Here is a 26,439-nt window from a genome sequence, read left to right on the forward strand (position 1 = left end):
GGGTCACGGAGTGCCGATGGCGGCGAGAACGTCCAGCCGGGCGGCCCGGCGGGCGGGCAGCAGCCCGGCGAGGAGGCCGGCGGCGAGGGCGACGGCCAGTACCAGGAGCAGTCGGCCGGCCGGCACCGCGAGCACGGTCGGGGCGTCCCGGCCCAGCGCCCGGACCGTGGCGGCGGCGAAACCGACGCCCAGCAGGATTCCCAGCACGCTGGCCAGCGCGGCGACCAGCACCGCCTCGCCGCGGATCATCCAGCGCAGCTGCCGGCGGGTCATTCCCACCGCGCGCAGCAGCCCGATCTCCGCGGTGCGCTCGGTGATCGAGAGGGCGAGGGTGTTGGTGATGCCGAGCAGTGCGATCAGCACGGCCAGCATCAGCAGCACCGTCACCAGACCGAGCACCTGGTCGATCATCTGGGTCCGGCCGGCCACCGCGGCGGCCTGGTCGCGTAGCTGGGCGGTCGGGGTCTCGGCCAGGGCCGCCTTGATCGCCCGCTCGGCGGCCGCGCGTCCGGTCCCGTCGGCGGTACGGATCAGCACGCTCGCGTCCATCTCCTCGCTGTAGAGCCGGGCGAAGGTGTCCAGCGAGATGAGGTAGTCGGTGGAGAGCGCCCGGGCGTCCCCGTCCCTCAGCAGGCCGACCACCGGCAGGCTGCGGGTGCCGGTGCGGGAGAACGTCATGGGCAGCTCGTCCCCGACGGCGAGGCCCCGGTCCCGGGCCACGTGCTCGGCCAGCACGATGCCCCCGCCGTCCAGCGCCGCCAGGTTGCCGGCGGTGAAATGCAGGGACGTCACCCGGGGCAGCGTCGTCGGGTCGACGGCGGTGAGGGCCTGGGTGGCGTCCCCGTCGCGCCAGTGGCCGTAGCGCAGCCGGGACGCGACCGCCACCTCGGGCAGCCGGCTCACCCGGTCGTACACCGCGGGGGAGAGGCCGCCGAGCATCTCGTTGCGGGCGCTCTCCACGACGTGGTCGGCGGTGATCACCTCGGCGTACGACTGGCGGACCGAGCTCTTGACCGAGGTGCCGAGGACAGCCATGAAGCTGATCAGCGCGAGCCCGAGGGCCAGCGCCAGGGCCGTCGCCGCGGTACGTCGCGGAGTCCGGGCCGCCGACTCGTTCGCCAGCCGTCCGGTCACCCCGGCGGCGGCCAGGGGCCGACCGATGAGGCGTACCAGGATCGGGGTGATGGCGGGGCCGAGCAGCGCGAGCCCGCCAACGGCCCCCAGCGCGGCGACGCCGAGCAGCGGGACGGGCGCGCCGGCGGCGAGCACCGCGGTGGTCGCGGCCAGAGCGGCCACGGCGGCCAGTGCACCCGCGACCACCCGGAGCCGTCCGGTGCGGGCGGCGGTCGCGTCCCGCAGCGCGGCGACCGGCGCCACCGCAGCGGCCCGCCGGGCCGGACCGACCGCCGAGCCGACCGTGACGACCACGCCCACGGCGAAGGCCACCAGGACGGTACGGGCGGTCAGCACCAGCCCGCCCTCCGGCAGCGGTACGCCGAACGCCCCGGCCAGATTCCGGATGCCGGTGGCGGCGGCGACGCCGAGGCCGAGGCCGGCGGTCGAGGCGGCGAGCCCGACCAGCAGCGCCTCGCCGAGGACCGAGCGCAGCACCTGCCCGCCGGTCGCCCCTGCGGCCCGCAGCAGGGCGAGTTCCCGGGTGCGCTGGGTGATGACGATGGAGAACGTGTTGGCGATCAGGAACGCGCCGACCAGCAGGGCCGCCGCCGCCAGTGCGAGCAGGACGAGTTGCAGCCAGCCGAGCTGGTCCCGGGCGGCTGCCGCCCCGGCGGCCGCGATGTCCCGGCTCGGGGTGACCTCGTAGCCGGCGCCCAGCTCGACGCTGATGCGGTCCCGCAGTTCCTCCGGTGCGACACCGGGTGCGGCGACCACCGCCACCTCGGAGACGGTGGAGCCGAGCCGCAGGAGGCGCTGCGCCGACGGGAGGGTGACCAGGGCGATCGTGCTGTTCGGCAGGCCGCCGCGGGCGCCGAACCCGGCCAGGCCGACCACCCGCAGCCGGCCGGTGTCGGTCGCCCGGACCGTGACGGTGTCGCCGAGGCCGATGCGGTGCGCCCGGGCCGTGTCCTCGTCGATGACCACCTCGTCGTCGGCGGCCGGCGGCCGGCCGCTACGGATAGTGAACGCGCCGAGCGGCGGCGGCACCCAGGAGGCCAGCACCGACGGGCCACTCGGCACGACGGCCGTGCCGTCCACCTCGAGCAGGCCCTGGCCCCGGACCTGCGGCCGGACGGAGGCCACGCCGGGCACCGCGGCGATCCGCTCCGGGAGCTTCGCCGGCAGCGGATCCCGGGTGACCTCCACGCCCATGGCGGAGTCGAAGGCGACCGCGTCGCGCACGGTCAGGTCGACGCCGGCGGTCGCGGTGCGGAACTGGTCGTCCAGCAGCCGCCCGGAGGTGTCGGTGAGGATCAGGCTCCCGGTGGCGAAGGTGACGCCGAGGACGACCGCGAGCAGGGTCAGCGCGAGCCGGGCCCGGCGGGCCAGGGTGGTACGCAGGGTCACGCGCCACATGTCAGTTCCCTCCGGTGGCGGCGGGCGCGGCCAGGCGCGCCAGGTGGGACAGGATGGCCGGAACGCTCGGCGCGTCGAGCTCGCCGTCGATCCGGCCGTCGGCGAGGAACACCGCCCGGTCGGCGTACGCGGCGGCGTGCGGGTCGTGGGTGACCATCACGATGGTCTGCCCGAGCTCGTCGACGGCCTGCCGCAGGAAGCCGAGCAGCGACTCGGCGGCCTGCGAGTCGAGGTTTCCGGTCGGCTCGTCGGCGAAGACGATCTCCGGGCGGGTGACCAGAGCGCGGGCCACCGCGACGCGCTGCTGCTGGCCGCCGGAGAGTTCCCCGGGCCGGTGCCGTGACCGGTCGGTCAGGCCGAGGGTGGCGAGCAGGTGGGCCAGGTGCTCGGGGTCGGGCCGGCGGCCGGCCAGGGTGAGCGGCAGGACGATGTTCTCCTGCGCGGTCAGGGTCGGCACCAGGTTGAAGGCCTGGAACACGAAGCCGATCCGGTCGCGGCGCAGCAGGGTGCGCTGCCGCTCGGTCAGCCGGCCGAGGTCGGTCCCGCCGAGCAGGATCTGCCCGGCGTCGACGGTGTCGAGGCCGGCCAGCGCGTGCATGAGCGTCGACTTGCCGGAGCCGGACGGGCCCATGATCGCGGTGAACCGGCCGGCCGGGATGGAGACGGTCACGCCGTCCAGGGCGCGGACGGCGGCGTCGCCGCGGCCGTAGGTGCGGACGACGTCGCGGGCCTGCGCGGCGACGGTGGTGGTGGGTGCGGGGGCGGTGCTCGTGGTCATTGGAGATCTCCTGGCGGGTGCGTCCGGGGGCTCAGCGGGCGGTCCGGCGGTGCATCGGGGTGCGGCTCGCGCGAACGGTCGCGGCGTGCCGGTCCCGGTGCAGCTGGCGGACCAGTTCGGCGCGCTCCAGCTGGAACAGCTCGGCGGTGAGCAGGTGGTTCATGGCAGCTCCTCGGTCAGGTGCGGATCGGTGACGTGAGGAGAGTCGCCGGTCGCGCTGTCCGGACGCTGGCTGTCGACCGCGTGGGGGCGGACAGCGGATGGACAGGCGGCCGCCAGCGGCCGCGGCCAGGCTGGCGGCATGGCGGAACGGAACGAGCCCGGGGGGGCGACGCGGGTGACAACGGTGCGGCTGCTGCCCGGCATGTGCCGGCGGTGCGTCCGCGCGGTCAGCGCGCGGGTGAGCGACCTGCCCGGGGTGGTGTCGCTGGAGTTCGACGTGGACGCCGGCGCGCTGCGGGTGGGCGGGGCGGTGGACCCGGCCGCTCTGCGCCGGGCCGGTCTGGTGGTGTGCCCGGACGGCCCGGACTGCTCCGGTTAGCGGCCCGCCGCCAGGTCCGCGGCGGCTCGCCGGGCCGCGTCGGCCTCCTGCGGTCGCCCCGCGGCCGTCGCCGCGTCGGCCGTGAGGGACCAGAGCCGGCGCCGCGCCCACGGGAACTCCCGCTCCTGGAGCAGGTCCAGAGCGCGGCGGCACTCGTCCGCCGCGCCGGCCGTGTCGCCGTCCGCGTACCGGATCCGGGCCCGGCCCCAGGCGGCCCAGGCCTGGCAGCGTGGGTTGCCGCTGCGGCGGGCGGTGTCGTCGGCCTCGGCGAGCATCGCCGTCACGCCGTCGATCTCGCCCCGGTCCAGCCGGGTGTGCGCGAGCTGCACGAGGGTGAACGCGCTCGCGTGGGGGGAGGGGTTGCGCTGCGCCTCGGCCGCCGCTTCCTCCAGCGTGGCGATCGCCTCGTCGAGCCGGCCGGCCTCGCGCAGCGCGATGCCGAGGTGCGCCAGGATCCCGGCGGGCAGCAGCAGGTCGCCCGCCTTCCGCGTCCACTCGAGGCTGCGGGCCCACTGCTCGGCGGACCGCTCGAAGGCGCCGGTCCGCAGATCCAGCAGCGCGTCGACGTAGTGGACCGTCCCGTGCCACCAGGGGTCGTCGGTCTCGCCCCGCTCGCGGACCGCCTGGGCGACCATCGCCCGGTACCGGTGCGGGTCGCCGTCGTACTGGCCCTCCCATGCGACGACCAGCCGGGAGGTGGCGGTGTTGGCCGGGTCGCCCAGGCGCTCGAACGCGAGCACGCTGTCGCGGGCAGCGGCCCGGGTCTGCGGGGTGGGGTAGTAGACGCCGAGCAGGCCGATCCGTTGCAGGGCGGCGGCCCGTGCGGCGGGCGTGGGGACGCCGGCGGCGAGCAGCGCGGTCAGGGCGCGCACCCCCTCGTACCGGGGGCCGTAGTTCCAGAACAGGAAGAGGGCGTCCGCCAGCCGCAGGCCGGCGTCGACCCCGTCGCGCCGGTCCAGGCAACGGTCGATCGCGGCGCGGAAGTTGTCGTGCTCCTCGGTCAGCCGCGCCCAGGCGTCGGCGTCGGAGCGCGCGTGCGGTCCGTACCGCTCGGCGAGTTCGGTGAAGTGGGTGAGGTGCCGGTCGCGGGCCGTCTCCGTCTCGCCGGCCTCGGCGAGCCGGGCAGCGGCGTACTCCCGGATGGTGACCAGCAGGCGGAACCGCCCGGTCGTCGGGTCCGGCACCACGAGGGACCGGTCGACCAGGCGGAAGAGCAGGTCGAGGACGTCGTCGGCGGGCAGGCCGTCGAACGCGCAGACCTGCTCGGCGGCGGGCAGGTCCCAGCCGCCGCGGAACACCGCCAGCCGGCGCAGCAGCCGCCGCTCGGCCTCGGAGAGCAGGTCGTGGCTCCAGTCGAGGGTGGCCCGCAACGTGCGGTGCCGTGCCTCGCTGGTTCGCGCGCCCGCCGTGAGCAGCTTGAACCGGTCGTGCAGGCGTGCCGCGATCTCGGCGGGCGGCAGCGCCTTGACCCGCGCGGCGGCCAGCTCGATGGCCAGCGGCATGCCGTCGAGCTGCCGGCAGATGTCGGCGACCACCGGCGCCGTCGTCTCGTCGAGGACGAACCCGGGGCGCACCGCCCGCGAGCGATCGACGAACAGGGCCACCGCCGGGCTGCCGTCCAGTCGCGTGGGATCGGCCGGCCCGTCGGGTACGCCGAGCGGCGCCACCGCGAGTTGGGTCTCGCCGGGTACGGCCAGCGCCTCCCGGCTGGTGGTCAGCACGGTCACCGCCGGACAGGCCGCGACGAGCTGCTCGACCAGTTCCGCGGCCTCATCGATGACGTGCTCGCAGTTGTCGACCACGAGCAGGGTGCGGTCGGCGCCGAGCCAGGCCACCAGCGCGGCGGTCGCGGCCGGTCCCGGCCCGCCGGCCGGTACGCCGAGCTGACCGGCGACCGCCTCGGGCAGGTCCGCCCCGCTCGGCAGGGCGGCCAGCCGGACCAGGTGCACCCGGTCGGCGAGGGCGTCGTCGACGTGGCGCGCCGCCTCCAGGGCGAGGGTGGTCTTGCCGACTCCGCCCGGCCCGGTCAGCGTCACCACCCGCGCCTCGCGCAGCCGGTCCAGGACGCGGTGCACGTCGTCCTGACGGCCGACGATCGAGGCGAGCCGGCGGGGCAGGTCGTCGCGTTGCGGGGCCCGGGAGGTGGGGACCGGCGGCGGCGCCGTCCGGGCCGGCTCGGCCACGGGCGGCGCGGCCGGCGCCGGGGCGGGCACCTGTTGGCGCAGGATCGCCTCGGCGAGCGCCTGGAGTTCGGGTGCCGGGTCGATGCCCAGCTCGTCGGCGAGGCGGTGCCGCAGCGCGTGGTACGCGGTGAGGGCCTCCGCCTGCCGCCCGCCCCGGTAGAGCGCCAGCATCAGCAGCCGGTGCAGCCGCTCCCGCAGCGGGTGGGTGGCGACCAGCCGTTCCAGGTCGGCGACCGCCTCGGCCTGCCGGCCGGCGGCCAGCAGCAGCTCCAGGCGGTCCTCCACCGCCCCCAACCGCAGCTCCTCCAGGCGGGCAGCCTCCGCGAGGGCCCACTCGGCGTCACCGACGTCGGCCAGGGCGGGCCCCCGCCACAGCCGCAGCGCCTCGTCGAACCGGGACAGCGCCGCGGCCGGCCCGTCGCCGGTGGTGGCGCCGCGCGCCGATTCCAGCAGCCGTTCGAAGCGGTACGCGTCCACCGTGTCCGCGGCGACCGCGAGCTGGTAGCCGGGGGCGCGGGTGACGAGCAGGTCGCCGCCGGCCCCGGCGGCCACGAGGGCGCGGCGCAGCTTGGACACCCGCAGCTGCAGCGCGTTCGTGGCGTCGGCCGGGGGCTGCTCGCCCCACAGCGCGTCGGTCAGCGCGTCCGCCGAGACCACCCGGCCCGCGGCCAGGACCAGCCGGGCCAGCAGCGCGCGGACCGCCGGGGCGAGCGGTGTGGCGGGGCGGCCGGCCACCTGGAGCTCGACGGTGCCGAGCACCCCGAAGCTCACCGTGGGCTCGCTGTCCCGGCTCATCGCATCCCCGTCCGCGGCGGCGGACACCCGGGGCCCGCTCCGGTCGCCCGGCGATCGCCCGGGCGGGCCCCATGGTACGTCCCGGCCGTCGCCGGAACGATCATCCGAGTGGCGGTGACCTGCACCGATCAGGCCGGGACCGCCGGTCGGGCCGGCGCCGGCCGCCGGTCCTCGGCCAGCCGGGCTGCCAACACCTCGGCGTCCCGGCCGACCCAGCCGAGCACCGCCGAGCCCCGGGCGCGTTGCCAGGGCAGGCCCAGGAAATACAGCCCCGGCCAGTCCGTCACGCCTTCCCGCTGGACGGGCGCGCCGGACGGGTCCAGCACCGGCACCTGGAGCCAGGGATAGTGCGCGCGGAAGCCGGTCGCCCAGACCACCGCGTCCACCCGCCGCCGCCCGCCGCCGGCGAACCGGACGTGGTCCCCCTCGGCGTCCACCACCCGACCGACCCGGTCCACCCGGCGCAGCAACCCGGCCACGTCGGTGCCGATGATCGGGTTCTGGGCGGCGATCCGGCGACCCAGCCGGCTCTGCGGGCTCAGCCGCATGGTGCCCGACCGGGAGAACCACCAGAAGATGTCCCGGCCCAGCCAGCACTGCGGCAGCACCGGGCCGAGGGTCGGCGCGGCGAGCGCCACCCGGCGGCCGTCGTCGGCGAGTTCGGCGGCGATCTGCACCCCGGTGTTGCCCCCGCCGACCACCAGGACATCGTGTCCCGGCAGCTGGCCGGGCCGGCGGTACCGGGCGCTGTGCACCTGCGCGACCCGCGGCGCGAGCTTCCGGGCCACGTCGGGGATCCGGGGCGTGTGGAACGCCCCGGCCGCGACCACCACGCGCCGGGCCTGCAGGGTCCCGGTCGAGGTGTCGACCGTGAAGCCGCCGGCCGGGCCGGGACGGACCGACGTGACCCGGCAGCCGAGCCGGACCGGCAGGGCGAAGTGCGCGGCGTACCGGGCCAGGTAGTCGGCGACCTCGTCCTTGCCGGGATGCCCGTCCGGGTCGCCGGGGAAGGGCAGGCCCGGCAGGGCGGAGAACCGGCGCGGGGTGAACAGGGTCAGTGAGTCCCACCGCTGCCGCCAGGCGTCTCCGACGTGGTCGTGCGCGTCCAGGATCGCGAAGGGCACGCCGGCGCGGTGCAGGTGGTGGCCGAGCGCCAGCCCCGCCTGACCGCCCCCGACGATCACGGTGTCCAGGTCCATCGGTCCGTCCCCCCTCGTACCGGTCAGGCGACCTGGTGGCCGGCTTCGCCGATGGCGGCCACCACCGCGGCCCGGTCGGCGTCGCCGTCGACCCGGACGGTTCGGGTCGCGAGGTCCACCGCCACGGCGCGGACGCCGGCGACGAGACCCACCTCCTCCCGGATGGCGTCGACGCAGCGGCCGCAGCTGATCTTCGGCACGGAGAGCACGAGCTGGTTCACGGTTCACTCCTTCGTCCGGCGGGCCGCCCTCCTGGTGGCCCTGCGGTTCGAACCGTGCCGGGAGGCGCTGTCCGCGCCCTGTCGCGTACCCCCGGCGGCGCCGACGGGTCGCGGACAGCGGGCGGACAGCGGCGGCGGCGAGCGTGGCGTCACCGGCCGGCGAGAGCCGCCGGACCAGCGAGGGCGCCTGCGACGCCCCAGTACGAGAGGAGCAGTGCGATGACGACACCGACGGTTGTCTCCGGCACGCTGGACATCGGCGGGATGACCTGTGCGTCCTGCGTCCGGCGGGTGGAGCGGGCGCTGAGCCGGGTCGAGGGCGTCGAGGCGGCCCAGGTCAACCTGGCGACCGAGACGGCGAGGGTGGTCTACGACCCCGCCCGGGTGGCCCCGCCGGCACTGACCGCAGCGGTGGAGCGAGCCGGCTACACGGCCACCGTGCCGGCCGACGAGCCGCGTGAGCCGGGCGGGACGCCCGCGCCGGCGGCCGACGAGGACGCCGACCGGGCCCGCGCCGAGGAGCGGGAGGTCACCCGGCTCAAGCGGACCTGGCAGCTCACCCTGGCCACCGGGCTGTCCATGATGGTGCTGATGTACCTGCCGTTGTCCATCGACGCGATGGACTGGCTCATGCCGGCGCTGCTGGTCGTCGCGACCGTCGTGCAGTTCGGCGCGGGCCGGCCCTTCTACCGGGCGGCCTGGGCGGCGGCGCGGCACGGCGGCGTCAACATGCACACCCTGGTGGCCCTGGGCACCACCGTCGCCTACGGGTACAGCGCCTTCGTCACGCTCTGGCCGGCGGCCGCCGAACGGCTCGGCCTGCCGCTGCACGTCTACTTCGAGATCTCCGTGGTGGTCATCGCGCTGGTGCTGACCGGGCGCTGGATGGAGGCCCGGGCGCGGCGGCAGACCGGCGCCGCGATCGGGGCGCTGCTCGGCCTGCGCCCGCGGACCGCGTGGGTGCTGCGCGACGGCGCCGAGGCCGAGGTGCCGGTGGACCAGGTCGTCGTGGGTGATCTGGTGCGGGTGCGGCCCGGCGAGAAGGTGCCGGTGGACGGCACGGTCGTCGAGGGTGCCTCCACCGTGGACGAGAGCATGCTGACCGGCGAGAGCCTGCCGGTGTCGAAGACGGTCGGGGACGTGCTGATCGGCTCGACCGTCAACCGGACCGGCTCCGTGGTGCTCCGGGCCACCGCGGTGGGCCAGGACACCACCCTCGCCCAGATCGTGCGCCTGGTCCGGGAGGCCCAGGGCGGCAAGGCGCCGATGCAACGGCTGGTGGACAGCGTCTCCGCCTGGTTCGTGCCGGCCGTGCTCGGGCTGGCCCTGCTCACCTTCGCCGTCTGGGCGCTGGCCGGGCCGGCCGACGGGCGGCTGACCTTCGGCATCGGCACCGCCATCGCCGTGCTCATCATCGCCTGCCCGTGCGCGCTGGGCCTGGCCACCCCGACCGCGATCATGGTCGGCACCGGCAAGGCCGCCGAGCTGGGCATTCTCATCTCCGGCGGCGACGCGCTGGAACAGGCCCGGCGGATCACCACCGTGGTGCTGGACAAGACCGGCACGCTGACCCGCGGCCGCCCCGACGTGACCGCGCTGCACGTCGTCGACGGCGTCGACGCCGACCAGCTGCTGGCCTACGCCGCGGCGGCCGAGACCGGCTCGGAGCACCCGCTCGGTGAGGCGATCGTCCGGCACGCCCGCGCCCGCGACCTCGCCGTTGCGGCGGCGGAGTCCTTCGAGGCGGTGCCCGGACACGGCATCGAAGCGCGGGTCGAGGGCCGCGCCGTGCTCGTCGGCAACGCCGCCCTGATGGGGCGCCACGGCGTCGACGTGACCGCCCTGTCCGACCGCGTCGCCGGCGTCGCCGCCACCGGCGGCACCCCCGTGTACCTCGCGGTCGACGGCCGGCTCGCCGGCGTCGCCGGGATCGCCGACACCCTGCGACCCGAGTCCGTGGACGCGGTGGCCCAGTTGCAGGCGCTGGGCCTGCAGGTGTGGATGCTCACCGGCGACAACCGGGTCACCGCCGAGGTGGTCGCCCGCGAGGTCGGCATCAGCCAGGTGATCGCCGATGTCCGGCCCGAGGAGAAGGCCGCCCGGGTGGCCGCACTGCAGGAGCGGGGCGCGGTGGTGGCGATGGTCGGCGACGGCATCAACGACGCGCCGGCGCTGGCCCGCGCGGACCTGGGGATCGCCATCGGCACCGGCACCGACGTGGCGATCGCCGCCTCCGACATCACCCTGGTCGGCGGCGACCTGCGCGGCATCGTCTCGGCGATCGCGCTGTCCCGGCGTACGGTCACCACGATCAAGCAGGGCCTGGGCTGGGCGTTCGGCTACAACGCCCTGCTGATCCCCGTGGCCGCCGGGGTGCTGTACCCGGCCTGGGGCATCCTGCTCGACCCGTCGCTCGCCGCCGCGGCGATGGCCATGAGCTCGGTCAGCGTGGTCACCAACGCGCTGCGGCTGCGCCGCTTCCGCCGCCCGGAGACGGCCGCCGCGCTGCGGCCCCGCCTGGGGGCCCGGCTCGGCGAGTGGGCGTACCTGACCGGGGTCGCCGCGCTCGCGCTCGCCGTGGGCGCCGGCTTCACCGCGCTCAGCCGCACCGACGCCGCCGCCCGGGGGATGAACGGGGTGCTGGCCTGGACGCAGAACACCGGCATGCCGATGCGACCAGCGATGAGCACCATGATGACCGCCGAGACCGAGCCGGTGGACGCCGAGGACGCCGGGGTCCGCGTCGACGTCCGGCTGCCCGCCGACGTCCTGCCCGGCCGGCCCGCCACGATCCGGGTCCGGATCACCGACGCGGAGAGCGGCCGGCCGGTCCGGGACGTGGGGCGCAGTCACGACGCCTGGATGCACCTGATCGCCGTTCGCGACGACCTGGCCAGCTTCGCCCACGTCCACCCGCAGCCGGCGGCCCGGCCCGGCGAGTTCGACGTGACGCTCACCTTCCCCACCCCGGGCCGGTACATCGTGCACACCGAGTTCCGGCGCAAGGGCGAGCTGACCGACGTGCTGCAGCGCCACGACCTGGTGGTCGGCGACCCCGCGGAGGTCATCCACCAGCGGCCCGTGGTGTCCGGGCGGCAGCAGGTCGTCGACGGCGTGCGGGTGACCCTGGACGGGACCGCGAACGTCGGCGGCAGCCGATTCACCTACCGCTTCGCCGACGCGGCCACCGGCCGGCCGCTGACCGGGCTGCGGCCGTACCTGGCCGCCGCGGGGCACGTGGTCGTCATGTCGGCCGCGGGCGACAGCTTCGCCCACGAGCACGCCGAGACCGTCGACGCCGACGGCCAGCCGGTCTTCGCCCTGCCCGGTCAGACGTACGGCCCGGACCTGGACCTGCACGCCGACTTCCCCCGCCCTGGCCGCTACCGGCTCTGGGGCCAGTTCCGCCTCGCCGACGGCCACGTCATCACCGTGCCGTTCACCGTCGACGCCCGCTGACCGACCGACACCCTGGAAAGGAACCGACCATGCAGATCGCCGTCCTCCTCTTCGACCGGTTCACCGCCCTCGACGCCGTCGGCCCGTACGAGGTGCTCGGCCGGCTCCCCGGTGCCCGTACCGTCTTCGTCGCCGACCGGCCCGGCCCGGTCACCACCGACGTGGGCGCCCTCGCCCTAACGGCCACCGCCACTCTGGACGAGGTGACCCGCCCGGACGTGCTGGTGGTCCCCGGCGGGCCGGGGCAGATCGCCCGGATGACCGACGCCCGGCTGCTCGACTGGCTGCGCGCCGTCGACACCGCCACCACATGGACCACCTCGGTCTGCACCGGATCGCTGCTGCTCGCCGCCGCCGGCCTGCTCGCCGGCCGCCGGGCCACCTCGCACTGGCTGGCCCTGGATCAGCTGCCCGCGTTCGGGGCCGCGCCGGCCGAGGAGCGGGTGGTGGTGGATGGCAAGTACGTCACCGCCGCCGGGGTGTCGGCCGGTGTGGACATGGCCCTGACGCTGGCCGGCCGGATCGCCGGGGAGGCCGTCGCCCAGGCGGTCCAGCTCGGCATCGAGTACGACCCCCGGCCGCCGTACCCGGCGGGATCCCCGCGCACCGCGCCGGCGCCGCTGGTCGCCGCGCTGCGCGCGGACCCGCATCGGGTGCTGGGCTGAGCGGTCCGCCCGGGTGGGAGCAGCGCACGCCGGGACCCGTGCCGCAACGGGCGGCGTTCCGTGTCCCGGCGGTGGGCCCGCTACGCCCCAACGGTCTGCGGATCACCGGCGGCGTCGTGGGCGGCCATCGTCTCCTGCCGGAGAGGTTCCTCGCGCAGGATGGCGCAGTGCAGCCAAGCGTCCGGGATGCCGAAGCCGTCCACCAGCGTCCGCATGTGCGGGCGCAGCTCCTTGAGCAGGCCGTTCACCACCCCGGTGACCGCCTTCGAGCGGGCCGGTGTGAGTCGGCCGTGCTCCAGCAGCCACCCCTTGTTGGTTTCGATGACGCTGAGCGCGTACAGGTCGCAGACCCGGGAGAGCAGCGCCCGGACCGCCGGGTCGGCGGCGTCCTCGATGCCGGCGACGAACGCCTCCAGGGTGACCCGGTCGATGTGCGCGGCCGCGACGGCGAGGACGTGGTCCTGGACGTCGTTGAAGATGTCGAAGGGGTGGTCCTTCTTCGTGGCCGCGCCGTTGCGGAGGCGGCGGACCGCGCCGTCGAGCAGGTGCCTCTCGCGGTCCTCGAAGACCTTGAGCTGCCAGCCGCGGTCGGTGACGGCGACCTCCTCGTCACGGCCGGGCACGGCGCTGATCAGCCGCTCGATCAGCGACCGGGCGGCGGTGCGTTCGAGCACCATCTCGCGGACGTGTTCGGCGACGAAGGAGGCGCGTCCCCAGCCGTCCAGCGAACCGAACGCGTCGCGGTAGCCGGTGAGCAGGCCCTTTGCCACGAGTTGCAGCAGCACCGTGTTGTCGCCCTCGAAGGTGGTGAAGACGTCGGTGTCGGCCTTGAGGCTGGGTAGCCGGTTCTCGGCCAGGTAGCCGGCGCCGCCGCACGCCTCGCGGCACATCTGGATGGTGCGGGTGGCGTGCCAGGTCTGCGCGGCCTTGAGGCCGGCGGCCCGGGATTCCAGCTCCCGCTGCCGGTGCTCGTCGACCGGGCCGTCGCCGCTCTGCACCTCGTGCAGCGCGGTGACCAGCTCGGTCTGGGCGAAGTGCAACGCGTACGTGGTGGGCAGGGCGGGCAGCAGCTTGCGCTGGTGGGCCAGGTAGTCGTTGAGCAGCACCTCCCGATCCGCGCCGGGCGTGCCGAACTGCCGGCGGATGTCGCCGTAGCGCACGGCGATGGTCAGCGCCGACCTGGTGGCCGCCGACGCGGCGCCGCCCACGCTGACCCGGCCGCGCACCAGGGTGCCGAGCATCGTGAAGAAGCGGCGGGAGTCGTTCTCGATCGGGCTGGAGTACGTGCCGTCCTGCCCGACCTGACCGTACCGGTCCAGCAGCATGTCCCGCGGCACCGTCAGGTGGTCGAAGCTGAGCCGCCCGTTGTCCACGCCGAGCAGGCCGGCCTTGGCGCCCGCGTCGCCGATGGTCACGCCGGGCAGGGGATTGCCCTGCGCGTCGCGGATCGGGACCAGCCACGCGTGGACGCCGTGCCGCCGCCCGTTGGTGACCAGTTGTGCGAAGACCACCGCCATCCGCCCGTCGCGCGCCGCGTTGCCGATGTAGTCCTTGCGGGCTGCCTCGTGTGGGGTGTGCAGGTCGAAGGTCTGCGTGTGCGGGTCGTACGTGCAGGTGGTGCGCAGTTGCTGGACGTCGGAGCCGTGACCGGTCTCGGTCATCGCGAAGCAACCGAGGAGCTTGCCGGAGATGATGTCCCGCAGGTACGCGTCGTGGTGCCGTTTCGTGCCGAGTGCGCTGACGGCGCCGCCGAACAGGCCCCACTGCACGCCCGCCTTGACCATCAGCGACAGGTCGACCTGCGCCAGCATCTCGGTGGCGACGATCGAGCCTCCCACGTCGTTCCTGCCGCCGTACTCGGTCGGGAAGGCCGATGCGATCCCCAGCTCGGTGGGGAGTTCGGTGAGCAGCCGGCTGATCCGCGCGCGGGCCTGGTCGCCGGTCTCGCCGTAGACCGGGAGGAAGCGCCCGTCGAGGTGGTCCCGGAGCGCGTTGCGCACGTCGGCCCACGGCCCGTCGAGCACCTCCCGCAAGTGAGCGAGGTCGATGTGATCGGACACGGGCACCCCTCCGCTGACGGACATATGGGTACAGTTCGTACTCGATCAAGAGTACCGGCCGGTGGCGTGACCCGCCGGGCGATGCCGCGGTGAGACCGGACACCATCGTCCGCTCCCGCCGGGAGCGCTCGGCGCCCGGTAGCCGGAGCTTGCCGAGATCGATTCACGAGCGTAGGAAGAACATCACCCCTTGACCACCGCGTCGACGCACCGTCCAGTGTCGAAGGAGCAGCGCGTGACCACACCCGGACGCCTCCGTCTCGCCGTGTCCGTGCTGGTGACCGCGGGCAGCATGCTGCTCGGCACGGCCGCCGCCGCAGCGCCTCCCACGACCCCGGCGCCGGCCGGCGACCGGACGTGCGACCCCATCGACCCGACGGCCTGCCTGCTGCCGTTCCCGAACGACTACTTCACCGTGCCGGACCGGACCAGCCCCACCGGCAAGCGGGTGCGGTTCGCAGCGTCGGCGATGCCCGCGACCGTGCAGGGGACGCCGATCGACCCGGCGGAGTGGAACCGGCAGGACGGGTTCAGCCCCGGCTCGCCGATCCTGGTGCACGTGCCCGGCCTCGACGCCGCGGCGACCGGCGTCGCGCCGGTCACCGACATCGGCCGCTCGCTGGCACCGGACGCGCCGATCGTGCTGCTCAACGCCCGGACGGGCGAGCGCACCCCGTACTGGGCCGAGCTGGACGCGCACGCCGCCGGCCGGCCCGACCGGCAACTGCTGATCATCCGGCCGGCGGTCGCGCTGACCGAGGGCACCCGGTACGTCGTGGGCCTGCGTGGCATGCGCGACGGCACGGGGGCGACGATCCCGGCGCCGACGGCGTTCCGGGCGTACGTGACCGGCGCCGGCCTCGGCCGCCGGGACGTCCGCGCCGCGCAGATGAAACGGATCCTCGCCGACCTGAGCCGGACCGGCGTCAAGCGGCACAGCCTCTACCTGGCCTGGGACTTCACGGTGGCCAGCCGCCAAGGGCTGACGGGGCGGATGCTGGCGATCCGCGACGGCGCGTTCGCCGCCCTCCGCCGGGCCGCACCGTCGTTCACCGTCACCAATGTGACCGACTACTCGCCGGAACAGGACCCGCTGATCGCCCGGCAGGTGACCGGCACCGTCGACGTACCGTCCTATCTGACCGGCGACGGCGGGCCCGGCTCGCGGCTGCACTACGGACCGGCCGGCGGCGACGGTACGCCACCCACACCGAACGCCCTGCCCACGCCATCCGGCAGCACGGTGGCGGCCGACTTCGTCTGCAACATCCCGCGCAGCGCCTCCGCCGCGACACCGGCGCACCTCTCGCTCTACGGCCACGGCCTGCTCGGCCGGCCCACCGAGATCAACGCCGGCAACGTCAAGACGATGTCGAACACGTACGACTTCACCTTCTGCGCGACCAGCTGGATCGGCATGGCCTCCGCCGACGTCCCATACGTGGCCGGCGCCTTCACCGACCTCACTGCCTTCCCCGCCGTGGTGGACCGGTTGCAGCAGAGTTTCCTGAACTTCCTCTTCCTCGGTCGCGCGATGATCCACCCGGGCGGGTTCGCCGCCCACCCGGCGTTCCGGGACGCCGCCGCGCGGCCGCTGATCAACGCGGCCGGCGGGCTGCACTACGACGGCAACAGCCAGGGCGGCATCAACGGCGGCGCGCTCACCGCCATCGCTCAGGACTGGACCCGGGCGGTGCTCGGCGTGCCGGCGATGAACTACTCGACGCTGCTGCAACGCAGCGTGGACTTCGCCCCGTTCCAGCAGATCATGGACGGCTCCTACCCGGACAAGGTCGACCAGCAGCTGATCCTCGCGCTGCTCCAGATGCTGTGGGACCGCGCCGAGGCCAACGGGTACGCCCAGCACATGACCGACCGCCCGCTGCCGGGCACCCCGGCGCACCAGGTGCTCATGCACGTGGCTTTCGGCGACCACCAGGTCTCGCCCGCCGCGGCCGAGGTGCAGGCACGCACGATCGGCGCCCGCCTGCACACCCCCGCGCTCGCCGACGGCTGGTCGGCGGACGTGCGGCCGTACTGGGGCATCGCGCCGATCCGCAGGTACCCGTATCAGGGGTCGGCGATCGTGATCTGGAACAGCGGCACGGCGTACGCGCCACCGCCGACGAACCTCGCCCCGGTCGGCCCGGAGTACGGGAAGGATCCGCACGAGTTCCCGCGCGCTCAGGCCGGGGCCCAGCACCAGAAGGCGGTGTTCCTGCTCACCGGCGAGGTCGTCGACGTCTGCGCGGGCACACCCTGCCCGTAGAAGGGCCGCCCTCGAACACACCTTCCAGAAGGGGACATGGACGACGGCACCCGCGGCGAGATGCTCGACCGCCTGGCTGAGGCAGTCGGCTCCGTCGCCGTCACACACCCGGCGCGCGTTGCCATCGACGGACCGCCCGCCGCTGGCAAAACCACGCTCGCCGACGAGCTGGCCGTCGTCCTGCGCGCACAGGGCCGCGACGTCATCCGCGCGACGATCGACGACTTCCTCTTCCCCCGGGCACAGCGCTACCCACGCGGCGAGTACTCGGCCGAGGGCTGCTACTTCGACACCCACGACTACGCGGCGCTGAACCGGGTTCTGCTCGATCCGCTCGGCCCTGGTGGCGATCGACGCTTCCAACACGCGGTCTACGACCGCACGACCGATGCCACGCTGTCCCCGCCGGTCACGACCGCCACCGCCGACGCCGTGCTGATCTTCGACGGCGTCTTCCTCATGCGCCCGGAACTGATCGACCGGTGGGACCTGCGCATCTTCGTGTCGACCGCGCTCGAGAAGACCGTCGGTCGTGCCCTGGTCCGAGAGCGCCGGGTGTCGTCCCGCGCCGACATCGAACGGCGCTGGCGCGAGCGATACATCCCCTCCCAACAGCTCTACCTCGCCACGGTCCGCCCGGCCGAGCACGCCGACATCATCGTGCACAACGACGAGCCCCAGCAGCCGATCTGGACGACCCGAACGCGCTGACCGTACCGGTTTGAGGTCTCAGCGTAGGGCGGCGTGGGCTTCGGTGAGGAAGCGGTCGCGGTCGTCGCCGTGGGCGATAGCCGCGTTGTAGACGGCGTCGATCGCGGCGGCCAGCGGATCGTCGTTCGCCAGCGCGATCAGGGCGGGAAACGCGGTGGCCTGCTGGAGCACGTCGGAGACACGACGTGTCCCGGACGCCCTCGCCGGCAGGTGCAGCGTGATGATGGTGTGCGGCACCTCGGGATCGGACAGCAGCCGGTGGAACGCGGCGCCACCGTTCTGCTCGCTGAAGGGCTGGGGGAGTGGGCGGCCGGCCTCGGCGGCGGCGAGCGCCTCGGCGACCCACCCGATCCGTTCCAGCCCGGCGACCCGCATCGCGCGGCGAGCCGCCCAGCAGGCTGTCGCGCGCTGGCGGGCGGCGGGCAGGCCGTCGAGGCGGTCGAGCAGCGGGCGGTCGATCCGGGCCAGGGACCGCGCCTGGCCGAGGAGCCCACGGACCCGATCCGACGGGGGAGCACCGCCCCACTGCTCGGCGTCGCGCGCGGCCTTCCAGCGGCGGGCCTCCTCGGCTCGCGCGGTCGCCTCGGCGGCCTGCCCGCGCAACGGCTCCATCCACGGGTACGACCCGACGGTGTCGAGCAGGTGCTCCCAGATCACGCCGAGGGCGAAGGCGTGCCGGCCCAGGACCCCCTCGTGCCGCAGCGTGACGCCGTCGGGGCCGGACGTCAGCCGCACGATGCTCGGCTCGTCGTCGGGCAGCGCGTCCAGCGGTTGAGGGAAGATCGGCTCGTCGGCGGTGGCCCACGACCACGTGAGCGTCTCGTCGTCGACCCGAGCCAACCGGACCTCCAGGTCACCGGCGGGCAGCACGCCCTCGGAGATCCCGACCGGCGCGGGCCGGTGGCGGACCACCGTCACCCGGGGCAGGCCGGAGTCGTCCTCGTACGGGTCGGGTGGCAGCGGGGGCAGGATGGCCGGGCGTTCGGACGGGCGTGGCACCAGGGACAGCATGCCCCACTCGGCGGCCTTCGCCGGCTTCTGCTCCCAGGCACGACCCCCCGGCCCGGCCAGCACCGTGCGCCACGGTGCCTCCTCGGACACCGCCCAGATGTGCAGCTCGTGCCGCTCGGGCGGGTCGTCGTCGGTGCGTACGGTCTCGTGCAAGCGGTCGCGCGCGTGCACCCGCACCCGGATCAGCCCGCGCGGAACGGCCACGTCGGTGAGGGCCTCCGCGGTGCCGCCCATCAGGCCGACGACCGACAGCCGCCCGCTGGGACTCCAGAGGGTCACCTCACTGATCGCGTCCCAACCGGCGTCGACCGCCGATGGAGGCCCGGGCAACACCCGTACCCGTGCCTCGATCCGCCCGGTATGTATGCCGCAGAAGCCGGTGAACTGATTTGGCCCGCCGAGGTGCAGCAGGTCGTCACCCCGGACGTGGATCCCCATGCCGGATGCACCCGGCACAGTGAACACGTCGTACTGGCAGTAACTGACCGGCAGGCGCGCCCAGCCGGTCCCCGATTCCGCAGATCGATGATCCGTACCAGCCAGGTCGTCCACTCCGCAATCCTACGACCGTCATGATCTGCTGACCTCGGCTGGATCGATGTCGGCCGGAGTTGTCGTATCCGGGCCGCGTTGTTCGTAGCTGATGTGAGAGGCCGCCCACGAGGGCGCGGTCGCGACCGAGGGAGATGCCGACCGATGCAGCACCCACTGGCCATGGTCCACCGCATGTTCGAGCTCGTCGAGCCGATCGCCACCGTCACCTTCTCCGAGGTGCCGAACGAGGCGTTCCTGGCCTTGGGTATGCGCAACTACTGGGACGGGTACTTCGCGGGCCGGGCCGCACCGCTGGGCCTGGCGCCGGCCGAGGTGGTGCACGCGGTCTTCTACAACTTCGCCGACGGCGAGGTGGCGCGCCACATCCCGTGGGTCTGGGGGAAGATCACCCCGCAGGAGGCGATCGCCGTGCGCGAGCGGGGCAGCGCCGCGGCGCTGCGGCAGAGGATCGGGCAGCTCGCCGACTCGCCCGGCCTGGTGCGGGCCGCCGGCCTGGCCACCCGGGCAGCGGTCAGTGCGCCGACCGAGGGCCGCGCGCTGTACGCCGGGCTGCGGGCGCTGGACGTGCCCGAGGAGCCGGTGGCCAGGCTCTGGCACGCGGCGACGCTGCTGCGGGAGCACCGCGGGGACGGCCACAACGCCGCCCTGCTCGCCCACGGCATCGGCGGCACCGAGGCTCACGTCCTGCTCGCGCTGTCCCTCGGCATGCGGGCCGAGGAGTTCGGCCGGATTCACCACCTGCCCAAGGCGCAGCTCGCCGGTGTCGTCGACGGGTTGCGCCGCCGCGGCCTCGTGGACGCCGCCGGCGGGTTCACCGACGCCGGCCGCCAGACCAAGGAGCGGATCGAGGCCCTCACCGACGAGCTGGCGGCGCCGGCGTACGACGTGCTCACCGCCGGCGAGCTCGACGAGTTGATCGCGCTGCTCGAGCCGATCGCCGCCGCGGCACAGGAAGCCGACGACTGAGCCGCTCGGTCCCCGTCGGTCGTGCGGGCAGCGGCCTCGCTGGTTGCCGGGTCGGCGCCGGCTCAGCCGATCTGGTTGTTGTCCTTCAGCGCGCCCCACCCGTGCCAGCGGTCGATCTCGATCAGAGCGCTGACCCTTCGGCGATCGCGCCGTGGATAGGCCCTTCCGGTGTAGTGCTGGGAGAGCCGGTCGATGTCCGTCAGGTCCTCGTCGTCGCGAAGTTCGACGACTCGCCCGAGGATCGTGACGTGGGTGTACCAGGCCTGCTCGTCCAGCACCGTCAGGGTGACCCGGGGGTCGTTGCGGAGGTGGCTCAGCCGGCGGCGGCCCTCGTCCATGTTCACCATGATCCGGCCGTCGTCCCACAGATACCAGGTGGCCGCGGAGACCGGCTGACCGTCGGCTCGGAGTGTGGCCATGACGGCGGGGTTCGGCTTGCGGAGCATGGTGACCGCAGGTTCGGGCAGGGGCGGCTTCGACATGGAACTCCTCCTCGCGACAGCGTGACCTTCCGCAATGTACGCAACCGCCGGGCCGATCGGCCTTGTTATGGGGTGTTGTGGGCTGTCGGTCAGCCGTTGGGGCGTGATGCGATCGCCTGCAGCGACCACTTGTTGCCGTCGGGGTCGCCGAAGTAGACGAAGTTCCCCCATGGCTGCACGTCGACCTCGCTGGCGTCGACGCCGGCGTCGAGCAGTTGCCGGCGCGCAGCCTCGGCGTCGGCGACCACGACCTGGATTTCCTGGGTGCCGGGGGTCTTGTCGGTGATGCCGTCGCCGATCACGATGGAGCAGGCGGAGCCGGGTGGTGTCAGCTGGACGAAGCGCAGGCTCTCGTGCACCCGATGGTCGTGGTCGGCGTTGAAGCCCACCTTCTCGTAGAACGCCTTGGCGCGGTCGACATCGGTCACCGGAACGGGGATGAGTTCAATCTTCCAGTCCATCGCCCCACCGTAGGACGTGGCTACGACACTCGGGGGCCCCAGACCATCCGGCTCAGGTCCGGGCTTCGGCCGGGCCGCTCAGCTCGGCCAGGAAGGCGTCCACGGCGGGCCGTTGCGCCGTGCCGCCGAGGGCGCGGGTGACCGCGAAGATGCGCCGCTCGGTGACCGGCTCGACCAGTGGCTCCACGTGCACCCCGGGTGGCACGTGGCGCAGCGCCAGCTCCGGTACCAGTGCGGCGCCCAGCCCGGCCGCGACGAGGTCCAGCGTGAGCGCGAAGTCGACGGAACGGTGCCGGATGTCCGGCTCGAAGCCGGCGAGCCGGCAGGCGTGCAGTGTGGACCGCAGGCACGGCGTGTGCTCGGCGCTGGCGATCCACGGCACATCGCGCAGCTCGCTCAGCCGGCCGGTGTGACGGCGCCACCCGACCGGGGTGATGAGGTGCATCGGGTCGGTGGTGACCGGGTGCCGGTCCAGGTCGTCGACCAGCGGCGCGGGCACGTGGTCGTATTCCTGCAGCACCACCACGTCCAACGTGCCGGAGCGCAGGTCGAGGCGGCTCTGCTGGTCCTCGGCCTCGATCACCCGCACGTCCAGCTCCGGGTGCTTGGCCCGCGCGCGGGCGGCGGCGGGGGCCACCAGCGCCCCGGCCGCGGACGCGAACGCGCCGACCCGCACCGTGCCGCTGACGCCGTGGCGGATCGCCGCGAGCCCGGCCACCGCCTGTTCCACCGCCCCCAGCACGGTCTTCGCGTGGCCGGCCAGCACCTCGCCGGCCGGTGTGAGCACGATTCCGCGCCCGGCCCGCTCGACCAGCTCGTGCCCGGCCTCCCGGGACAGCTGGACGAGCTGCTGGGAGACCGCCGACGGGGTCACGTGCAGGGCCGTTGCGGCGGCGGTGACGCTGCCGCGCAGCGCGACCTCGTGCAGCACGCGGAGCCGGCGAACATCAAGGTCCATGTAGCCAGGCTACAACAGCGATGAAGAACTTTGAACTGGTCCTTAAGCGTCCGCTCGGGCAGCGTAGCGGGCATGAAAGCATCGCACCGACTTCTCGCCGTGCTGGTGGCCGCCATCTGGGGCGTCAACTTCGTCGCCATCGAGATGGGCCTGCGCGACCTGCCGCCGCTCGTGCTCACCGCGCTGCGCTTCGTCGCGGCGGCGCTGCCGCTGGTCTTCCTGGTGCCGCGCCCCACCGCCCGGCTTCGCTACGTGGTCGCCTACGGGCTGGTGCTCGGTGTCCTGAAGTTCGGCGCGCTGTTCACGGCGCTCGCGGCGGGCATGTCGGCCGGTCTGGCCTCGCTGGTGCTGCAGGCGCAGGCGCTCATGTCGGTGCTGCTGGCGGCGACGGTGCTGGGCGAGCGGCCGACGCGGGCGCAGGTGGCCGGCGTACTGGTCGGATCGGTCGGGATCGGCGTGCTTGCGATCGACAGCGGCGGCCACGCCACGGTGATCGGCTTCGTGCTGACGCTGTTCGCGGCGGCCAGCTGGGCCGTGGCGAACCTGGTCATGCGAGCCAGCGGCGAGACGCGACCGCTCTCGCTGCTGGTCTGGTCGAGCCTGGTGCCGCCGCTGCCGCTGCTCGGCCTGGCCGGCGTCGTCGACGGCACGCACGCGGTCCTTGATGCGATCACCGGCCTGTCCTGGCGCGGGCTGCTCGCCGTGGCGTACGTCGCGTACGTGTCGACCCTCGTCGGCTTCGGTATCTGGAACCGGCTGATCGCCCGGTACTCGATCGCCCGGGTGGCGCCGTTCAGCCTCCTCGTCCCGGTCTTCGGGCTGAGCGCCGCCTGGCTGCTGCTCGGCGAGCCCGTCGGCCCGACGGAGCTGGCCGCGGGCGCCACCATCCTCGCCGGGCTGGCGCTGGTGGTCCGGCGTTCCACGGCGGACCGCGGCAACGCCCCAGCTGCCAGCGAGGGCCGGGAGCCCGAGTACGCCCCGGCCGCGACTGCCTGATCCGCGTCCCAGCGTCGAGGGCTCAGGCGTTGGCGGCACTCACCGTCGACTGCGTGGCTGCTGCCGGACGTAGGAGGCCGTCGTCACCACGAGCAGCACCGCACCGACGAAGAAGTAGGTGTTGATCCCGAGCCCGGCCCAGAGCTCAGTCGTCGAGATGTCTTCCGCCCCCACAAAACCGCCGCGGCGGATGCCGGTGGCCATGAGCAGGTTCTCGACCATCCCGGGAATGCCCCGGACGACGAGGAGCGTGCTGCCGAACCACAGCGGCGTCAGGAGCACCCACCGAGGGACACGTCGTCCCCACGGCCGGACGGTGGCCACCACGACAGCCGTCCCGACGGCCGCCATGAGGATGAGAACGACGTTGAAGATCACGTACGCCCTCAGGTCCCACGGCCCGTCACCGGTCGGATCGTCACCGGGAAAGAACACCGCCAGCACGTGGGACACGACGAAGAAGACCAGCCACGCGACCATGCCGTACGCCCACCGAGCGCTGCCGTGAACTCTCATGCCATCAAGATCGTCCACTCGGACGCCCCGACACCTCCCCTCCTCGAGGGATTCACCTCCCCGCGCGGAAGGAGGCTCGACTTCTCGGGCACACGCGGCCGGTGTCAGGTGAGCCGCAGGTCGTGCTGTTCGAGGGCGGCCTCGGTGATGTTCAGGGGAGGCCGGGCCGGGCCGGCAAAGCTGTTCGTGTCGGTGTGCGGTGGCATGATGCTCCGCATGACCAGCCAGATCGATCTTGCGGCGGCAGCCCGCGAGCACCTACCGGCAGACGTCGCCGACACCTGGTTGTCGCTGCTGCGGCCCGGAATTCGGCTGGTCACCGCCGACGGCGGCGACGGGCCTGCGATCGGATACCTGGGCGGTGAGCCCGAGCTGCCCGAGGACCTGGCGTGGCCGGTCTGGGAGGGGCACGGGCCGTTGAGTTTCATCGCGTCCGTCGACTGCGCCGCGCTGCCACGGGTGGCCGGCGAGATGGGGCTGCCGGTCGACGGCCGGCTTCTGTTCTTCTACTTCGACGGCCAGTACGACGACGCTGAGGCGTTGGTCTTCGCCAGCGATCCGGAGTCCCAGGCCGGTGCCCGCGTCGTGTACGTGCCGGCAGGCCGAGCCGGTGTGCAGCGGGCGACTCCCGAGGGCATCGAACCCTACAAGCGCATCCCGCTCGCCTCGCGCGCGGTGTCGACGGCACCCTCGTACGACCATCCCGTGCTGCACGACGCGTTCGGGGCCGGGTTCAGCCGGGCGGCAGAACCGGAGCATCCGCTTCGACGCAGCGAGTTCTGTTCGGCGATCAGCGGTGGCGGGGGCCCGCTGCACCAGCTCGGCGGCTACGCCTGGCCGGTGCAGGGCGACGTCGAGTACGAGGTCGCGCAGGCGGCACTGGGCGGCAGCGTCGACTGGCAGGACCCGGCACTCGCCTCCGAGGCCGGCCGATGGCTGCTGCTGGCCCAGTTCGACAGCGACGACAACGCGAACATGATGTGGGGCGACGTCGGCATGCTCTACTGGCTCATCCGGCCCGACGACCTCGCCGCCCGTCGATTCGACCGAGCCATGTTCACCTGGCAGTGCTGCTGACCGCGCTTCGCGGCAGAACCTGTGCACGGTTCCCGGGCACGGTCGCAGGACCTGGGCCGGCCTCGCCGGTCCGGCCGAGACACCAGGGGTTGCGGTGAGTTTTGACCTGTACGTCTGGCACGAGGACCAGCCGATCACTGCGGCCGAGGCGCGAGCAAAGCTGGAGCGTTGGGCCGACGGTGGGCCGGACCCGTTCGCCGCGCATCCGGCCGTGGGGCGGTTCTACGACGCACTGCTCGACCGCTTCCCACCGCTGGAGAGCCTCAGCGACGAGGACATCGACCGGCTCGGAGTGTGGAGCATGACCCCCGAGCGTTCCGATGCGATCGTGGCCGTCTCGTGCGTCTGGTCGCGAGCGGACGAGCTCGGTGCGGCCGTCCTGGCCCTCGCCGTCGAGCACGGCCTGGTGTGCTACGAACCGGGCTACCACGTCGTGAACCCGAACGCGCCGGGCTACACAGCGCCCTTCACGCTCTCGTCGGAGAGCTTGCCGACGATGCCCGACCCCGACGACCGCCGATTGGAGTGGATCATGGGCCAGGTCGGCAGAGACAACGGTTACGTGATTCTCGAACGCGCCGACGGATGGTTCGTCCAGGTCGGCTACGGCGACGCCGGGGGAGTGCCCGACGGGACATACGCATTGGAGTATCGGGAAGGTTCCATCGACCGGCACTTCCGCTGCCAGACCACCGACCGTGCGGCGGCCGTGCGGCTCCTGCAGGAGTTCCGAGCCGGTGACGAGACGTGGAAGCGCCGTCATACGTGGGGGCCGCTGTTCGGCGAGTGAGCGCACCGGGGCGGGTCGAGGCGTGCGCGATTCAGCCACTGGGATGCGGCGTCACGGCCGGGTTCTGTGGTGGTGGCCGCCGGGGCACCGGTGGTCGCGCGGAGCGCGTACCCTCGGCCGCGTGATGCGCAGGACGGCGCGTTCCGCGCTGGCGGCGCTGACGGCGGTCGCGATCGGCGTCGGGCCGGCGGGATGCGCCGCCGGACCGACCGGCCCGGCGCCGGTCTGGCACGGGGCCACGTCCGCTCCGGCACCGACCGGCACCGCGGCGCCGGACGCGCCGGTCGAGGTACGGCTGGCGTTCGCCGGTGACGTGCACTTCACCGGCCGTACCCTGCGCCTGCTCGACGATCCGGAGACGGCCTTCGGGCCGATCGCGTCGACGCTGCGCGACGCGGACCTGACCCTGGTCAACCTGGAGACGGCGGTCACCGACCGGGGCGCCCCGCAGCCGAAGACCTACCATTTCCGGGCGCCGAAGACCGCCTTCGCGGCGCTGCGCGCGGCCGGGGTCGACGCGGTGTCGATCGCCAACAACCACGTCCTCGACTACGGCCGGCAGGGGCTCGCCGACACCCTCGGCGCCGCCGCGGAAGCCCGGTACCCGGTCTTCGGCGCGGGTCGCGACGCCGAGACGGCGTACGCGCCCTGGCTCACCACGGTACGAGGGCTGCGGATCGCGGTGCTCGGCATGTCACAGGTGCATGACCTGGCCGGGTCGTGGCGGGCTACGGACACCCGATCAGGGGTGGCGATGGCGTTCGATCCCGTGCGGGCCACCGCCGCGGTGCGGTCGGCGCGGGAGCGGGCGGACCTGGTCATCGTCTTCATGCACTGGGGCGTCGAGGGCAGCTCGTGCCCGACCGGCGAGATGAAGACGTTCGCCGGCAGGCTGTCCGAGGCCGGCGCCGACATCGTGGTCGGTGCGCACGCGCACACGCTGCTGGCCGACGGCTGGCTCGGCAGGACCTACGTGCACTACGGACTCGGCAACTTCCTCTGGTACGCCAACTCGCACAGCACGGACTCCGGCGTGCTGAAACTGGTCGTCCGCGGCCGGACGGTGGTGGACAGCCGGTTCGTCCCGGCGACGGTCTCCGCCAGCGGCCAGCCGGTTCCGGCCACCGGGGCCGGCAGACAACGCATCCTCGGCAAGCTCGCCACCGCCCAGCGGTGCACCGGTCTGGCAACCAAACGCCCGGGATAGCGCGGCG

The 26,439-nt window shown here is 74.0% G+C and carries 22 protein-coding genes; 10 read left to right on the forward strand and 12 right to left on the reverse strand.

The genetic code is table 11. From position 1 onward, the window contains the following. Positions 1-3 precede the first annotated feature (3 nt). Genes GCE86_RS08260 through GCE86_RS32315 form a run of 3 tightly spaced genes read right to left on the reverse strand, consistent with a single transcriptional unit; the run spans position 4 to position 3,473 of the window. On the reverse strand, positions 4-2,532 hold the full coding sequence (locus GCE86_RS08260) for an FtsX-like permease family protein (protein WP_154226392.1): 2,529 nt from the start codon (positions 2,530-2,532) through the stop codon (positions 4-6). Position 2,533: 1 nt separating this feature from the next. Continuing rightward, positions 2,534-3,310, reverse strand: a complete 777-nt coding sequence (locus GCE86_RS08265) for an ABC transporter ATP-binding protein (RefSeq protein ID WP_154226393.1) — start codon at positions 3,308-3,310, stop codon at positions 2,534-2,536. A gap of 31 nt (positions 3,311-3,341) precedes the next feature. After that, complete coding sequence (locus tag GCE86_RS32315; protein ID WP_275587224.1) at positions 3,342-3,473, reverse strand: hypothetical protein; 132 nt, start codon at positions 3,471-3,473, stop codon at positions 3,342-3,344. A 138-nt stretch (positions 3,474-3,611) separates the two neighbouring features. On the opposite strand from GCE86_RS32315, the gene GCE86_RS08270 reads away from it, so the two are divergent. Then, positions 3,612-3,851, forward strand: a complete 240-nt coding sequence (locus GCE86_RS08270; protein WP_154226394.1) for a heavy-metal-associated domain-containing protein — start codon at positions 3,612-3,614, stop codon at positions 3,849-3,851. Here the strand turns inward: GCE86_RS08270 and GCE86_RS08275 are convergent. The 3 genes from GCE86_RS08275 to GCE86_RS08285 all read right to left on the reverse strand — a co-directional run bounded on the left by GCE86_RS08275 (position 3,848) and on the right by GCE86_RS08285 (position 8,249). After that, on the reverse strand, positions 3,848-6,829 hold the full coding sequence (locus tag GCE86_RS08275; protein ID WP_154226395.1) for an AfsR/SARP family transcriptional regulator: 2,982 nt from the start codon (positions 6,827-6,829) through the stop codon (positions 3,848-3,850). The two genes, GCE86_RS08270 and GCE86_RS08275, sit on opposite strands and share 4 nt — an antisense overlap. Before the next feature lie 128 nt (positions 6,830-6,957). Next, complete coding sequence (locus GCE86_RS08280; RefSeq protein WP_154226396.1) at positions 6,958-8,028, reverse strand: flavin-containing monooxygenase; 1,071 nt, start codon at positions 8,026-8,028, stop codon at positions 6,958-6,960. Between the two features lie 23 nt (positions 8,029-8,051). Further along, positions 8,052-8,249 carry a heavy-metal-associated domain-containing protein gene (locus GCE86_RS08285; RefSeq protein WP_091261743.1) on the reverse strand — a complete coding sequence of 66 codons (198 nt, stop codon included), beginning with the start codon at positions 8,247-8,249 and terminating at the stop codon, positions 8,052-8,054. Between the two features lie 219 nt (positions 8,250-8,468). On the opposite strand from GCE86_RS08285, the gene GCE86_RS08290 reads away from it, so the two are divergent. Continuing rightward, a complete protein-coding gene (locus GCE86_RS08290; RefSeq protein ID WP_154226397.1) occupies positions 8,469-11,708 on the forward strand; it encodes a heavy metal translocating P-type ATPase in 3,240 nt (1,079 codons plus the stop codon). A gap of 29 nt (positions 11,709-11,737) precedes the next feature. Then, on the forward strand, positions 11,738-12,373 hold the full coding sequence (locus GCE86_RS08295; RefSeq protein WP_154226398.1) for a DJ-1/PfpI family protein: 636 nt from the start codon (positions 11,738-11,740) through the stop codon (positions 12,371-12,373). An 80-nt stretch (positions 12,374-12,453) separates the two neighbouring features. On the opposite strand, the gene GCE86_RS08300 is transcribed toward GCE86_RS08295, so the two are convergent. Beyond that, complete coding sequence (locus GCE86_RS08300) at positions 12,454-14,457, reverse strand: acyl-CoA dehydrogenase family protein (RefSeq protein WP_154226399.1); 2,004 nt, start codon at positions 14,455-14,457, stop codon at positions 12,454-12,456. A gap of 211 nt (positions 14,458-14,668) precedes the next feature. On the opposite strand from GCE86_RS08300, the gene GCE86_RS08305 reads away from it, so the two are divergent. Both GCE86_RS08305 and GCE86_RS08310 read left to right on the forward strand, forming a co-directional pair. Then, the gene (locus tag GCE86_RS08305; RefSeq protein WP_154226400.1) at positions 14,669-16,702 is read left to right on the forward strand and encodes a hypothetical protein; all 2,034 of its coding nucleotides are present in this window, start codon (positions 14,669-14,671) and stop codon (positions 16,700-16,702) included. Between the two features lie 36 nt (positions 16,703-16,738). Beyond that, a complete protein-coding gene (locus GCE86_RS08310; protein ID WP_154226401.1) occupies positions 16,739-17,413 on the forward strand; it encodes a cytidylate kinase family protein in 675 nt (224 codons plus the stop codon). Between the two features lie 18 nt (positions 17,414-17,431). Here GCE86_RS08310 and GCE86_RS08315 read toward each other — a convergent pair whose 3' ends face one another. Next, positions 17,432-18,862, reverse strand: a complete 1,431-nt coding sequence (locus GCE86_RS08315; RefSeq protein ID WP_154226402.1) for a hypothetical protein — start codon at positions 18,860-18,862, stop codon at positions 17,432-17,434. 258 nt (positions 18,863-19,120) lie between these two features. Here GCE86_RS08315 and GCE86_RS08320 point away from each other — a divergent pair, with 258 nt between their 5' ends. Continuing rightward, positions 19,121-19,945: a MarR family winged helix-turn-helix transcriptional regulator gene (locus GCE86_RS08320; protein ID WP_204342849.1), complete on the forward strand. Its 825-nt coding sequence runs from the start codon at positions 19,121-19,123 to the stop codon at positions 19,943-19,945. A 62-nt stretch (positions 19,946-20,007) separates the two neighbouring features. On the opposite strand, the gene GCE86_RS08325 is transcribed toward GCE86_RS08320, so the two are convergent. The 3 genes from GCE86_RS08325 to GCE86_RS08335 all read right to left on the reverse strand — a co-directional run bounded on the left by GCE86_RS08325 (position 20,008) and on the right by GCE86_RS08335 (position 21,846). Then, positions 20,008-20,427: a PPOX class F420-dependent oxidoreductase gene (locus tag GCE86_RS08325; RefSeq protein ID WP_154226403.1), complete on the reverse strand. Its 420-nt coding sequence runs from the start codon at positions 20,425-20,427 to the stop codon at positions 20,008-20,010. Between the two features lie 89 nt (positions 20,428-20,516). Then, entirely contained in the window at positions 20,517-20,888 is a 372-nt protein-coding gene (locus GCE86_RS08330; RefSeq protein WP_154226404.1) for a VOC family protein, read from the reverse strand. A 52-nt stretch (positions 20,889-20,940) separates the two neighbouring features. Further along, positions 20,941-21,846, reverse strand: coding sequence for a LysR family transcriptional regulator (locus GCE86_RS08335; protein ID WP_154226405.1), 906 nt, complete (start codon positions 21,844-21,846; stop codon positions 20,941-20,943). A 72-nt stretch (positions 21,847-21,918) separates the two neighbouring features. Here GCE86_RS08335 and GCE86_RS08340 point away from each other — a divergent pair, with 72 nt between their 5' ends. After that, a complete protein-coding gene (locus tag GCE86_RS08340; protein WP_154226406.1) occupies positions 21,919-22,842 on the forward strand; it encodes an EamA family transporter in 924 nt (307 codons plus the stop codon). Positions 22,843-22,881: 39 nt separating this feature from the next. Here the strand turns inward: GCE86_RS08340 and GCE86_RS08345 are convergent, their stop codons facing one another. After that, entirely contained in the window at positions 22,882-23,358 is a 477-nt protein-coding gene (locus tag GCE86_RS08345) for a hypothetical protein (RefSeq protein WP_154226407.1), read from the reverse strand. A 216-nt stretch (positions 23,359-23,574) separates the two neighbouring features. On the opposite strand from GCE86_RS08345, the gene GCE86_RS08350 reads away from it, so the two are divergent. From GCE86_RS08350 to GCE86_RS08360, 3 genes are all read left to right on the forward strand, one after another. Continuing rightward, the gene (locus GCE86_RS08350) at positions 23,575-24,435 is read left to right on the forward strand and encodes a YwqG family protein (RefSeq protein WP_239543045.1); all 861 of its coding nucleotides are present in this window, start codon (positions 23,575-23,577) and stop codon (positions 24,433-24,435) included. 94 nt (positions 24,436-24,529) lie between these two features. Beyond that, positions 24,530-25,225: a hypothetical protein gene (locus tag GCE86_RS08355; RefSeq protein ID WP_154226408.1), complete on the forward strand. Its 696-nt coding sequence runs from the start codon at positions 24,530-24,532 to the stop codon at positions 25,223-25,225. Between the two features lie 124 nt (positions 25,226-25,349). Next, on the forward strand, positions 25,350-26,432 hold the full coding sequence (locus tag GCE86_RS08360; RefSeq protein WP_239543057.1) for a CapA family protein: 1,083 nt from the start codon (positions 25,350-25,352) through the stop codon (positions 26,430-26,432). Positions 26,433-26,439: the final 7 nt, after the last annotated feature.

The sequence above is a fragment of the Micromonospora terminaliae genome (genome assembly GCF_009671205.1).
Taxonomy (GTDB): Bacteria; Actinomycetota; Actinomycetes; order Mycobacteriales; family Micromonosporaceae; genus Micromonospora; species Micromonospora terminaliae.